This window comes from Methanococcoides sp. LMO-2, from assembly GCF_038432375.1.
Lineage (GTDB): Archaea > Halobacteriota > Methanosarcinia > Methanosarcinales > Methanosarcinaceae > Methanococcoides > Methanococcoides cohabitans.
In genome coordinates this window covers 195,150-207,937 of the sequence record NZ_JBCAUS010000002.1, presented here as the reverse complement: position 1 = coordinate 207,937, position 12,788 = coordinate 195,150, and the positions used below count along the sequence as shown (strand labels likewise).

Here is a 12,788-nt window from a genome sequence, read left to right as displayed (position 1 = left end):
ATGAAAATGAAGTACGGAATTGGAATCGATGCAGGTGGAACGTACACCGATGCTGTTATCGTGAGAGAGGATGACGGAAAGGTCATAGACTATACGAAATCACCGACCACATATCCAGATCCACTTCCAGGGATACGGAACGCCCTTGATTCCCTTGATCAGTCCTACCTGAAGAAGGTATCAAAGGTCTCTGTTTCCACGACCCTTGCAACGAATGCCGTTCTTGAGAATACTGTTTCCGAAAGACCTTCAGGACATGATGTTGCACTGATCATGATAGGAGACACTAAAGATCCTGCTGACCCCAGGATACCCTATTACATCACTGTGGAAGGCGGACATAGCGCAAACGGAAGAGAGATCCGTTTTCTGGACACCCAGAGCATAAAGGATTTTGTTCTCGAGACGAAGGACAAAGTCGCAGCTTTTGCAGTTTCAGCAAATTTCAGTGTAAGGAACCCCGACCATGAGCTCAAGGCCAAAGATATCATTGAGAAAATGACTGACCTTCCAGTCGTTTGCGGACACGAGCTTTCACAATCACTTGGTTCCTATGAAAGAGGTATAACAGCTTACATCGATGCCCAGCTGGTACCAATTTCCACGCAGTTCATGAATGCAGTGGTCTCTGAGATCAAGAGACGTGGTATTGATGCCCAGATAATGATGCTCAAATGCGATGGTTCCGTTGTGGGCATTGATGAAGCTCTCAGGCATCCTATCGAATCCATATTCACCGGACCGGCAGCCAGTCTCGTTGGTGCAGCCTATCTTTCAAAGATGAAGGATTGCATCGTTATTGATGTTGGAGGAACCAGTACCGATGTCGCAAAAGTGACCGATGGAATTCCAGAGATCACGGATGAAGGTGCAGTTGTAGGCGGATGGCAGACCAAAGTGAAGGCCATACGCATGGAAACCTCGGCAATGGGAGGAGACAGTCACGTCTGGATAAAGAACGGAGTTATCAGTGTCGGACCACGCAAGGTCATCCCTGTCTGTATGGCTGCAGCAAAATGGCCTTCCATCAAGGATAAATTAAAGAAAGCTTCTGTTCCTTCAAAGATACAGTTATGCGAGAATATTCAGCCGACAAAATTCTATATTCGGACAGGCAGCAAGCCTGACATTATGGGAAAGACAGAGAAAGAGCTGTTCGATCGCATAGGTGATGAGCCGACCTCCATAAGCGAGATCTTCACCGATGGATTGCCTTCCTCAGTATTCCTGGAGCTTTTGGTCAAGAAGAAACTTGTCCATGCAATCGGGTTTACCCCAACAGATGCTTTGCACGTTCTGGGAGATTACACGGAGTGGGACAACGAAGCTTCCGAGATCGCAGCCGGCATCCTGTCCAAAATGATCCAGGCTGAACGCACAGACTTCTGTGAAGATGTCAAAAGTTCCTTCGGGAAGAACATGGCCGCATATGTCATGTCATACCTGCTGAGAGAGATCGATCATGCAGATATCAGGAAGATCATTGACAACAAGGATGAGTACCTTACCAGCTTCAAGGTCGGTGTTCCCGTGGTCTTACTTGGTGGTCCGGTCCGGGCTTATGTTGATGATGTACGGGATGCAATCGATGCAGAGATCATTTTGCCTGAACATGCAGAAGTAGGGAACGCAGTTGGTGCCATCGTAGGCAAGGTCACAAAAAGGATCGAGATCCTCATCCGCAACGTTCGTGAAGGCAACAAGTCAGTTACAATGATGTTCACCCCTGCCGGTAGAAAGCGTTTCAATAACTATCCCCAGGCCCTTGAGGAAGCGAAAGTTGTGGGAAGACAACTTGTGCTGGAGTATCTGGACAATTCCGGACTTCCGATAGAGGATCATAAGATAGAGATAATAAGGCAGGATATCAGGATCAATGATTCCGACCTTTTCCCGCTGGAAACTAATCTGGTTTTCGTGGGTGTGGGTGATATTGAGGATTGATCCCAACATTTCATCATCGCAACTGGAACGAAACACTAATGCTCATTCCTAACTCGATATTTTCCTTCTTTCTCACCTTCGCATTCAGTGCAACAAAGTGAGTTCCGTCTCCCATGGGCATAAGTGATGTCTCCCAGGATGTTTCACCGACAGTCGCCCTGATGGGGATCAATCCCCTTTGGGCTTCGTGAAGTAACATCTCTGTGATATCAGTGGGAACCCGTACGTAATGCCAGCCCCCTTTTTGTGGAAAGATCTCAACTTCCCCCTTCGTTGTATAAATTTCCATAGTAACAAATTGTACTTCCGGACTTATAAGTTCATCTTTCTTTCGCAGGAAGCCTGACGAATACTTATATTAATTTAAACTGTCAAAACTACATTATCATGAAAAAAACCTTACTCAGCAGGAAAGAGATCGAAGACCTTGACTACTACGATTTCATGAGTTACCTTGGAGTACCTTATTTCCACGTCGGTGGCCTGACATCAACGAAAGAACTGGCTGAACTTTGCCGGATCAACGAGGAAAGCAAGGTGCTGATGGTAGGATGCGGAGCAGGCTTCAGTGCATGTTTTGTGGCTCAGACCTTTGGCTGTTCCGTTGTTGGTGTTGATATTGCAGAAGTGTCCATCAGGAAGGCAAACGAGAGAACAAAGGCATTGGGTCTTGAGGACAAAGCGAAATTCCGCATAGGTGATGCCTATAATCTACCATTTGAGCCTGATACTTTTGATATTATCATCACAGAGTTTGTATCACAGTTCCTGGACACTGACAGAGCATACAGGGAATTCGTACGTGTGTTGAAACCCGGAGGTATGGTTGGGATAAATGAGATGTACAGTGATGCAGATGTGCCTCCGGAAGTTGCAGAAAAGATCAGAGAGGCTGAACATATTTTCAGTGAGATCACACAGCTGCCCTTTTCACTTCCATCACCTGAAGAGTGGAAGTCATGGCTTGAAGGGGCAGGATTGAGCGATGTTGAGGTGCATAAACATAAGGCCTCTGTGAAAGCGAAAGAATTCAAGCTGATGGCAAAAGCATTGGGAGGTTACGGAAATTTTGCCCGTCTGTTCGTTGATTTAATGATAGGAATGACCAGATATACTTTATCAAGCAGGAAGATAAGGAACCATTTCAGGAAACTCAGTAAGGGCAAAGGGATCCTGATGAGGAACAGGTCCACTTCGAAGCATGTGGGATATGTACTTGCTGTTGGACGGAAAGCTTGAACTCAAATTTAAAAAATGAAAAATTGAGATATACTCACGTTGTGCGATCGTTCTTGCTTTCTACAAGTTCAGATATTCCTTTTTCATCCAGAGTATAAACTACCCAGTCACTTTCAGGTTTAGCACCAAGACGCTCATAGAATTTTCGGGCAGGATTCCAATCCAGAACACACCAATTCATTGTTCCACAGCCTCTTTCCTTTGCGATGCCTGCACAGTATTTCATTAGTGCCTCCCCAACACCGGACCCTCGATATGCAGGATCCACATAGATGCCCTCAATATATATTCCAGGTTTCCCAACATATGCAGTAAAGTTATGGAAAAATATCATAAACCCGGCAGGACTGCCATCAATCTCAGCGATCACAGCTTCTGCATAGGGTCGTTCTCCAAAAAGTGACCTTTTAAGGTCTTCTTCGGTAGCAACAACGGTATCACTTAACTTTTCAAAATCAGCAAGTTCCTTGATGAAACGCATTATCAGAGGAATATCAGTCTCATCCGTAGACCTTATATTTACTTCAAGATCCTTAGGCCCATTGTTCATGTTCTAATCTATTAGCTATTCAAATAAATAATACTACTGAACGAAAAAACAAAGCAAAAGCTGATAGATAAGAGATAGTAGAAAAGGAAGTTAATGGCAGTGATCAGGGATCGATCCGTCGACCTCTCAGACGACATCTCTTTGGGCGACCCTTACCCCGATGCCCTCCCCATCTCAGGTCGACCTAAAGGGATTACGAATGCCATTTTAACCGTGAATGGTTATGGGGTTTTATGCCCTTTGGCTTTCTACCTTCTGATTCACTGCCACACCGTATCCCTTATGATACGGTAATAGAGAATATGTTTTAAAACTACTAATGGCTTTTGATATACAAGTTGGTAACAAAAAAGAACTTAAATTTATTAAAAGAAAAATGATAAAGACTGGATCCATGATCCTGATCCTTAAGAGCAGTGAATCTGCATCTACAAGGAATTTCTTGTTCTTAAATCATGTGGTAGCCCACAGTCAGACCACACTAATCCCGGAGAAGTGAAAACCAATTCAACTTAAATACCACCCAACACATCTTTTATATGGGGAAATTGTCCGGATGCTTAGAATAGCAATAACAGGAAAGCCTGGAGTGGGGAAATCAACGGTAGTATCAAAGGTTGTGGAAAAGCTAGAGCTGAAAGCCTGTGGTATCCGGGCTGCAGAGATACGTGTGAACGGCAAACGCCAGGGATTTTCTATTGAGGATATAGACACCGGCAGGAAAGGGATCCTTAGCCATATCGACTGTACCGGCCCGAAACTGGGAAAATATCATGTTAACCTTGAAGATCTCGATGACATCGGTGCAGCAGCGATCAGGACTGCCGCTGGCTGCGATCTTGTGGTCATTGATGAAGTCGGGCCCATGGAGCTCAGATCGGAGAACTTCATCCGGGCCGTGGAAGAAGTCCTTGATTCGGATAGACCGATACTTGCTGTACTTCATAGATCGAGCAAACACCCACTGGCTCAGAGGATAAGGAAAGACTTCGAGGTACTGACAGTTGATGAGAATAACCGGGATGACCTGCCGGAAAGGATCGCAGCAAGATTCCGGTGAGGTAATGGGATAGGACGAAAGCTGGAATTATACTCCGGACAAGCGCACATCAAAGGAGGACGATCAAGTGGGGAAAGAAAAGGAAGCATTCGACTATGAAGAAGAAAGAAAGAACTTCAATTGGGATATTCCTGAAGATTATAATTTTGTTGACACCATCAGGAAATTGGCAGCAGACAGCTCAAAGCTGATGACGGTTACCGGGTACCCGGATGGGACGGTGGAGAAAGCATCGTACCGGGAGATCTGGGATAGTGCCATGAGGTTAGGGAACGTCCTTCGGGATTCCGGAATCCATAAAGGTGACCGGGTGCTGGTTATACTTCCCAGGGGATCAGATGTCTATGTAACAAGTATCGCCATCTGGGCGATCGGTGGCGTGGTGGTTCCCGGTACGATCATGCTCAAAAGCAGGGATATAGAATACAAGATATTGGATGCAGGGATCAAGGCTTTGATCACAAACGACAGGGTAGTTGCTGATGAGGTAGACAGGATCAAGGATAGTATCGCAGACAGGATCCCGACCATCGACCTTTTCTTTTCAGGCCAGAGGGAAGGATGGAGAAACTATGAGCAGGAAATTGATGCTGCATCAGGGAAACTGAAGATCGAAAAGCTTACTGCAAATGATCTACTGGCGATAAATTACACTTCCGGGACCACCGGAGCACCAAAGGGTGTATTGCATACACATTCATTGATGTACTGCTTCGACAGGCTGAACAGGCACTACTGGTGGAATACGCAATCTGACGAGCGATGCTGGGCAACAACAGAACCTGGCTGGGCAAAATGGTATTGGGGACCCTTCGGAGCTGTCCTGAATGCAGGAGCTATCAACTTCCATTACGCCGGGAGGTTCGAGCCTGAAAAATGGTTTGAAATGCTTGACAGATGGAAGATAAACAGGGCATGTTTTACTCCAACGGAACTCAGGTCCATGGCAACGATCGAGGATGCAGATCAGATATACGACCTGTCTGAACTAAAGGTCATATTAACTGCAGGAGAGCCCTGCACCCCGGGCATTGTTAAGTTCTTCGAAGAAAAGTTCGGGGTACCTGTGCGGGAAGGATATGGACAAACGGAATCCTGCGTTATTGCATGCACCCTGCCAGGAATGGAAATAAGACCCGGATCCATGGGAAAGTTCACACCCGGAGTTGAGGGAGCAATTGTCGATCCTGATACAGGTGAAAAGTTACCGCCAGGTGAAAAGGGAACAATTGCTGTGGTAAAGAACCACCCCATGCTTTTCAAAGGATATCACAATAAACCGGAAAAGACAGCAGAATGCTTCGTTGGGAACTGGTACCTGACCGGTGACCTTGCAATGATGGACAATGACGGGTACATCTGGTTCGAATCAAGGGCGGATGATATCTGTTTAAGTTCAGGATACAGGATCGGCCCCTTCGAGGTAGAAAGTGCAGTAGATTCACATGAGGCGGTCCTTGAATCTGCAATGATCCCGAGTCCGGATCAAATAAGGGGAGAGATCGTCAAGGTCTTTGTTGTCCTGAGAGAGGGATCTGAGCCATCTGAACAACTTGTAAAGGATATCCAGAATCATGTCAAAGAAGTGACAGCTCCTTACAAGTATCCAAGGGAGATCGAATTTGTCAGGGAGCTTCCCAAGACCATCAGTGGCAAGATCAAACGCAAAGAGCTCAGGATAAACGAGTTCGAGACAAAAGGGGATGTGATCGAAAAGCTGAAGGAAAAGGGACTCTGGCAAAGATCGGATTGAATTTAAGATCAAAAAGTAAGCCTATTGACAAATGTTATTATCCAGGAGCGAGAAAATACAATATAATATCCTGTAACCTTGTAGGTCAGGATACGTTTAAGGGAGGGGTTGTTACGGAAGATATCTTTCGATTTGCGGATGAGCTCGGACCGAGCAAGATCATCCATGTATATGAACCGTCTGTGGGATTAAAGGCAGTGCTTGTTGTGGATAATGTAGCAGCTGGCCCTTCTATCGGAGGAGTACGCATGGCACCGGATGTCAGCACAGAGGAGTGTTTCCGTCTGGCAAGGGCCATGACACTGAAAAATGCAGCCGCAGGCCTTCCCTATGGAGGAGGAAAGGCTGTTATCTATGCTGATCCGAAGATGGAGAAGGAAAAGAAGATCGAACTTATACGAGTCCTTGCCTGCTCACTGAGAGAGATAGAGGAGTACATCTTCGCCCCTGACATGGGTACGGATGAGGACTGCATGGCCAGTGTCAAGGATGAGATTGGAAGAGTAGTAGGGCTACCCAGGGTTCTTGGCGGGATTCCATTAGATGAAATAGGAGCTACAGGATGGGGTCTTCGACATTCCACTGAAGTTGCCCTTGAGTTCTGTGACTTCAAGCTTGAAGGAGCCAGGGTCGCAGTGCAGGGATTTGGTGCAGTGGGTAAGAATGCAGCCCGTTTCCTTGCAGAAAAGGGATCTGTAGTAGTTGCAATAGGTGATTCACGAGGAACGTTGTATAACCCGGACGGACTTGACGTTGATGTAGTGATAGCCTTAAAAGAATCCGGAGGAAGCGTGGTCGATTATCCCGGAGGACAGAAGCTCGAGCGCGATGCGGTCATAGATGTTGATTGTGATATATGGATCCCGGCAGCACGTCCGGATGTCCTGAATGAGGAAAATGTGCATCGCCTGAGGACAAAACTTGTGGTAGAAGGTGCCAACATCCCGATCACTCAGGGAGCTGAAAAATACCTTCACGAAAAAGGGATACTGTGCGTTCCGGATTTCATTGCCAACGCTGGAGGAGTGATCTGTGCTGCCATGGAATATGAGGGAGCTAGTGAGTGTGCAGCACTTCAGGCCATAGAGGAAAAGGTGCGTACCAATACCAGGTTGGTGTTGAAGAATGCCGCGGACAAAGAAATACTTCCACGGGAAGCTGCCCTGGAACTTGCCCTATCAAGAATACACAAAGCTATGGGTTACAGACGATGGTCCCTTTTCTCATCAGCTCCGGGATTCGTTTAATTAAGGAAAAAGATGAAGGAAAGAATGGGATTTAAGGGAGCAACGTGTTCTTCCTCCAGTACTCATCCACCATCTCCTGTATACTTTTCAAAGCATCCTCCTGTCTTTCCGGCTTGAAAAGATGGGAGAACCTTTCCTGTGCTTGCAGGTATTCTTCCACAGGCTTGAACTTCTTCGGGACAAATGTATGTTCCACCTCCCCATGGATCGACTCTTTCAGAGGCCATAGGCCGGTCTCAACTGAGAGCTTTGCGAGTTTGACAGATTGAGATGGATCAAATCCCCATCCTGGAGGGCAGGGGATATGGGATATGAAAAGCTTTGGCCCTTTGAACTGCTCAGCCTTTTTGAACTTGTTCATCAGGTCAACAGGATAGGCCGGTGAAACAGTTGCAAGGTATGGTGGCTTGTGACTGTTCCATATATCGAACAGGTTCTTCTTTTGAAGCTGTGACCCAACCGGGACCTTCTCTCCTGGAGGAGTGGTTCCTGTCCTTGAACCAAATGGTGATGCACCTGAATGCTGGAATCCGGTATTTCCATAAGCCTCGTTATCATAACAGATGTAATAGAAGTCCAGGTTGCGGTATATGGCACCGGATGTGGACGAGAGGGCCATGTCGTATGCAGAACCATCGCCTGCAAGTACGACCACCTTCAGGTTCTCTTCAGGGTCAAGTTTTCCTTTTTTGATCAGTATATCCAGTGCATCCCGTACTCCCTGGGCTCCTGCAGGTGCACAGGCCATTGCAGTGTAAAGCCAGGAATTCCGGAAAGGTGAAAATGGATAAATGGTAAGCAGAGTGAAACATCCTGCTGCATTTACGATTACGATATTTTCCCCCAATGCTTTCAGGCAATATCTCAGGGTCAGGAGGCCACCACAACCTGCACAGGCAGCGGTCCCCGGTTGCATGTTCTCTTCAGGTGGCAGTTCCTTTATGGACCTGATGTTTTCTGAATCCATATCTCATTGCCTCCCTGCGATATCTTTCAATTTTGTTATGCCTTTCCACTCATTCTCTGTGTAAAGGAGATGAAGAGGCTCTACGACTTTAGTATCAACTGTGCGGATCATTTTGTCAAAGATGAGATCGAACTCTTCCTGGCTGATGTTCTTCCCCCCAAGTCCACCAATAAAAGATAGCAAAAGGGGCCTGTTTTCTTCATTGTACAGGCAGCCGGCCATTTCAGAATAGATGATACCGCCCTTGCCTACGCTGATGTTCTGGTCGATGACAGCCACAGCCTTCTTTCCTTTAAGTGCATTCCTTATATCAGAATCAGGGAATGGGCGTAAGAACCTTGGTCTCAACAAACCGGCCTTGATACCTTTCTCACGTGCTCTTTTTACAGCAGCTTTTCCAAGGGTGGAAAAGGAGTTTGTCATCACAAGGACATATTCAGCATCTTCCATCATATATTCGTCAATGGTTCCATACTTCCTGCCGAATATCCTCTCGAAATCATCAGATACTTCCCTGTAGACCTCAAGAGCATTCTGACTTGCAAGGTGCATCTGGTACTTGAAATAGGAATAGAACTCCCCGCCAAGGACCGCAACTCCCTGTGCCATGGGCTGACCTGCCCTGAAGAAGGCATGTTCGGGCTGGTATTCCGGCAGGAAGCACCTGACAGCTTCCACATCAGGAACCTCCACAGCCTCCCTGGTAAATGAAAGGAAAAAACCATCCATGTTCACCATCACTGGCAGAAGCACACGCTTATCCTCTGCCAGCCTGTATGCCATCAGGACAGAATCAAGTACCTCCTGGCAGGTCTCGCAATGGATCTGCAGGAATCCCGTATCCCTGAGTGCAAGGATATCATTGTGGTCCGGTCCCAGGGTGATGGGGGCGGATAAACCCCTGGATACATTGACCATCACAAGAGGCACTCTCCATCCTGCCACCGTGTAGAGCATCTCAAAACCATACATCAAACCCTGGCTGGATGTGGTGGTGAATGTCCTGGCACCTGTTGCTGAAGCAGCGCCTGCTGCCGTGATCATGGAATGCTCCGAGTCCATGGTAACAAAACCTGCATCCATCTCTCCATCGGATATCCACTTTGCAATTGTCTCGATGATCTCTGTCTGTGGAGTTATAGGATAGGCCGGAATATAATCAACTTCTGCCAGTCGCACTCCCCAGGCAGCGGCACGGTTACCGGTAAGCATCTCTTTTGCCATTACTGATCACCCTCTTTTGTTTGGGAGTGCGACTCCCGCACTTTACTGATAGCTCCCACAGGACATTCCTCGGCACAAATCAGGCAACCTTTGCAGTTCTCGTAATCTGCGAACGGGTATCCTTCCTCGTTCAGCCGGATACAGCCCTCAGGACACCTGGCAACACAGGTCATGCATTTGGTACAGGCATCATAATCCCAGACTGGTCTGAATATGCGCCAGTTACCTGTTCTTCGTAAGGGTGTATTGCCTCTGGATAATATTGAAGGACTCGAGACCAGAGCAGTTTCAAAAGGTATGGAGATAATATTCTCCTTTTCCCGAACCTTCTCAGTGGTTTCTATGCTGATCGGTTCTACTGAATTGTAACAATAAATTGCAGCCTCTATATTTCTATCTAAAAGATCCTTTTCAGAAATTATCGCTGAAAGTTCCTTTTTCAGAGCATCCCTTAGGGCCTTCTCTCCAATACCTGCTACCTTTGCGGCAACTGCGGCTGCAAGGCTGCTGAGAACAGGCTGTCCTATCATGTCAAGGCTGACCTTTGTGATATCCAGTGTGATCACATGATCTTCGATACCGTACCCTTCCTTTGTTTCAAAAGGAGTACGGGGTGTGTTAACAAAAACGACACCTCCTTTTTTAAGTCCTGATAAAGGAGAAGACTGGGGGTCCAATAGCAGGGTTTCGTCCATAACTACCACAACATCCGGTTGTGATACTAAACCCCGCTCCATGATGTCATCTCTGGATATGCGGGTAAAGGCCGTTATTGGTGCACCTCTCCTCTCGGCACCGTACAATGGGAAATCCTGAGCATTATAGCCATCCAGAAATGCAGCACTCCCAAGCACTCTACTGGCTACTTTTGCTCCCTGGCCACCCCTGCCATGGAATCGCAATCTGAGCATTTATACCCCCAATATAATTAGGATTTTATGTGTATAAAAACCCTCTCATGCATAAGTTCAGATGAAAATATTTCCGCCCACAGAACAGCAAAGACCTGATTTCGGACCGAAAAAACTAATATCTGCCACTGACGTTACACCCACCAACACCCGGATGCCGGTAAAAGACTCCGGGCTGATCTCAAATATCCGAATGTGATAAAAATGAAGCGTATCGTTCAGTTCGCCATTATTCTTTCTATATGCATTGCAGGCAATGCTCTCCACAATTTCCTTAACGTCCCGATCCCCGGAAGTGTACTGGGAATGCTGCTATTACTGGCACTTCTGCTTACCGGAATACTGAAGCTTTCCATGATAGAAGATGTGAGCAACTTCCTGCTGAAACACCTGTCATTCTTCTTCATACCAGCAGCTGTCGGGCTGATCACTTGCTTCTCCATACTTGAAGGAAAATGGGCTGCCCTGCTGTTCATATCAGTAGTATCCACCATCATCATCGTAGTGGTGACCGGCGTAACGGTACAGATGTTGATGAACAGGAGGCGTTCAATTGAATGAACTTATCGAAAGTCTGATAAGATCACCTGTCTTCGGAATAGGAATATCCATATCAACATTCTACGCAGGTAGCCTGCTCTACAAAAGAACGCGTTCACCTATCATGAACCCGCTGCTACTAAGTATGCTGATGATAATTGCCCTTCTGCTAAGTTTCCACATAACATTTGAAGATTACAACCAGGGAGGTCAGTTCATATCGTTCTTCCTCGGGCCTGCCACAGTGATCCTGGCAGTTCCGCTGTACAAGAAGATCAGCCTTTTCAGGGAAAATATCATACCCATAATCGGAGGAATCGGAATTGGGTCTGCGGCAGGCATCGTGAGCATAATCCTGATGTGCAAAATGTTCGGTCTTGACGAACTGCTAAGTGTTTCCATGATCCCGAAATCCGTCACAACCCCCATCGGGATCGAGATATCAAACCAGCTTGGTGGCCTGCCTTCCATAACAGTTGCAGCCATAGTCTTCACAGGAATAGCAGGTATCCTGATGGGACCCCAGGTTTGCAGGTTGTTCAGAATAGATGACGAAGTGGCAATCGGTATTGCCATAGGAACCTCGTCCCATGCCCTCGGTACCACAAAAGCTGTTGAGATCGGAGAGACCGAAGGAGCTATGAGTGGCCTGGCAATCGGTATTGCAGGATTGGTAACGGCATTCCTTGCTCCGATATTGGCTAAGCTACTACTTTGAAACAGGATAAGTGCTTCTAAATTACTAAATTAAAAAAAAACGGTAAACGGAAAGGGATGTTATCCCTTTCTAAAGAAGAATGCTACAGCCAGGATACCAAGAACAGAAGCCATTAATCCAAATCCCGGAATCGAAGGAAGTTCAGATTTGGCATAGATGTCCTCGGGCTGGGTGTTGCCTACCATGTGCCATTCTGCCTTATTTCCATCAACAACGTTTGCATTGGAATCAACGATATCACCCGGCATCTCCAGATAATAATGCACATCTATGGCAGAAGCCCCCAAGTCAGAGTAATCAGTCGTGAAATTGTCGGTTATTGTGTGTCGGTATATTAGGTAGCCATCCTCTGTTTCTGTGTAAATGTTTGGTGGAATAAGTCCACTGATGATCATCTGGACATCGTCCCCTTCCCATACCTCACTGTATTCCCCACCTTCGGAAGCAACAATCTCACTTATCTTTGTCTCCTCGTTCATTAACGAATATACGTATGAACTGGTCTCAATGATCATCGTATGCTCTGCAATGTCACCATTTCTATCGACCTTAGTATCATATGTAAGCGTCACACAACCGCTAATAAAGATACTGAAAATAAGTATCAAACATGAAAGATATTTGTAATTCATTGA

General features: G+C 46.5%; 14 protein-coding genes. 8 read left to right on the top strand and 6 right to left on the bottom strand.

Annotated elements, in window-relative coordinates:
- Nucleotides 1-6: 6 nt before the first annotated feature.
- Nucleotides 7-1,944 (top strand): hydantoinase/oxoprolinase family protein, encoded by a 1,938-nt coding sequence (locus WOA13_RS01150; protein WP_342126169.1) that lies wholly within the window; start codon nt 7-9, stop codon nt 1,942-1,944.
- A gap of 13 nt (nt 1,945-1,957) precedes the next feature.
- Here WOA13_RS01150 and WOA13_RS01145 read toward each other — a convergent pair whose 3' ends face one another.
- Nucleotides 1,958-2,233: a DUF1905 domain-containing protein gene (locus WOA13_RS01145; protein WP_342126168.1), complete on the bottom strand. Its 276-nt coding sequence runs from the start codon at nt 2,231-2,233 to the stop codon at nt 1,958-1,960.
- Nucleotides 2,234-2,331: 98 nt separating this feature from the next.
- Between WOA13_RS01145 and WOA13_RS01140 the strand changes: the two genes are divergently transcribed.
- Nucleotides 2,332-3,183 (top strand): class I SAM-dependent methyltransferase, encoded by an 852-nt coding sequence (locus WOA13_RS01140; protein WP_342126167.1) that lies wholly within the window; start codon nt 2,332-2,334, stop codon nt 3,181-3,183.
- 34 nt (nt 3,184-3,217) lie between these two features.
- Here the strand turns inward: WOA13_RS01140 and WOA13_RS01135 are convergent, their stop codons facing one another.
- Nucleotides 3,218-3,733 carry a GNAT family N-acetyltransferase gene (locus WOA13_RS01135; RefSeq protein WP_342126166.1) on the bottom strand — a complete coding sequence of 172 codons (516 nt, stop codon included), beginning with the start codon at nt 3,731-3,733 and terminating at the stop codon, nt 3,218-3,220.
- 556 nt (nt 3,734-4,289) lie between these two features.
- Between WOA13_RS01135 and WOA13_RS01130 the strand changes: the two genes are divergently transcribed.
- From WOA13_RS01130 to WOA13_RS01120, 3 genes are all read left to right on the top strand, one after another.
- The gene (locus WOA13_RS01130) at nt 4,290-4,793 is read left to right on the top strand and encodes an NTPase (protein ID WP_342126165.1); all 504 of its coding nucleotides are present in this window, start codon (nt 4,290-4,292) and stop codon (nt 4,791-4,793) included.
- Between the two features lie 67 nt (nt 4,794-4,860).
- Entirely contained in the window at nt 4,861-6,546 is a 1,686-nt protein-coding gene (locus WOA13_RS01125; RefSeq protein WP_342126164.1) for an acetate--CoA ligase, read from the top strand.
- The gene (locus tag WOA13_RS01120) at nt 6,543-7,793 is read left to right on the top strand and encodes a Glu/Leu/Phe/Val family dehydrogenase (protein ID WP_342126163.1); all 1,251 of its coding nucleotides are present in this window, start codon (nt 6,543-6,545) and stop codon (nt 7,791-7,793) included. The genes WOA13_RS01125 and WOA13_RS01120 overlap by 4 nt, the downstream gene beginning before the upstream one ends.
- 31 nt (nt 7,794-7,824) lie before the next feature.
- Here WOA13_RS01120 and WOA13_RS01115 read toward each other — a convergent pair whose 3' ends face one another.
- The 3 genes from WOA13_RS01115 to WOA13_RS01105 are packed head-to-tail and all read right to left on the bottom strand — an operon-like array spanning nt 7,825 to nt 10,895.
- Nucleotides 7,825-8,760: a thiamine pyrophosphate-dependent enzyme gene (locus WOA13_RS01115; protein ID WP_342126162.1), complete on the bottom strand. Its 936-nt coding sequence runs from the start codon at nt 8,758-8,760 to the stop codon at nt 7,825-7,827.
- A 3-nt stretch (nt 8,761-8,763) separates the two neighbouring features.
- Nucleotides 8,764-9,984, bottom strand: coding sequence for a hypothetical protein (locus WOA13_RS01110; RefSeq protein WP_342126161.1), 1,221 nt, complete (start codon nt 9,982-9,984; stop codon nt 8,764-8,766).
- Nucleotides 9,984-10,895 carry a 2-oxoacid:acceptor oxidoreductase family protein gene (locus WOA13_RS01105; protein ID WP_342126160.1) on the bottom strand — a complete coding sequence of 304 codons (912 nt, stop codon included), beginning with the start codon at nt 10,893-10,895 and terminating at the stop codon, nt 9,984-9,986. Before WOA13_RS01105 ends, WOA13_RS01110 begins: the two co-directional genes overlap by 1 nt.
- 61 nt (nt 10,896-10,956) lie before the next feature.
- Here WOA13_RS01105 and WOA13_RS01100 point away from each other — a divergent pair, with 61 nt between their 5' ends.
- Genes WOA13_RS01100 through WOA13_RS01090 form a run of 3 tightly spaced genes read left to right on the top strand, consistent with a single transcriptional unit; the run spans nt 10,957 to nt 12,153 of the window.
- Nucleotides 10,957-11,094 (top strand): hypothetical protein, encoded by a 138-nt coding sequence (locus tag WOA13_RS01100; RefSeq protein WP_342126159.1) that lies wholly within the window; start codon nt 10,957-10,959, stop codon nt 11,092-11,094.
- A 5-nt stretch (nt 11,095-11,099) separates the two neighbouring features.
- Complete coding sequence (locus WOA13_RS01095; protein WP_342126158.1) at nt 11,100-11,456, top strand: CidA/LrgA family protein; 357 nt, start codon at nt 11,100-11,102, stop codon at nt 11,454-11,456.
- Nucleotides 11,449-12,153 carry an LrgB family protein gene (locus WOA13_RS01090; RefSeq protein ID WP_342126157.1) on the top strand — a complete coding sequence of 235 codons (705 nt, stop codon included), beginning with the start codon at nt 11,449-11,451 and terminating at the stop codon, nt 12,151-12,153. The genes WOA13_RS01095 and WOA13_RS01090 overlap by 8 nt, the downstream gene beginning before the upstream one ends.
- Nucleotides 12,154-12,212: 59 nt before the next feature.
- On the opposite strand, the gene WOA13_RS01085 is transcribed toward WOA13_RS01090, so the two are convergent.
- Nucleotides 12,213-12,785, bottom strand: a complete 573-nt coding sequence (locus WOA13_RS01085; RefSeq protein ID WP_342126156.1) for a PGF-CTERM sorting domain-containing protein — start codon at nt 12,783-12,785, stop codon at nt 12,213-12,215.
- Nucleotides 12,786-12,788 lie beyond the last annotated feature (3 nt).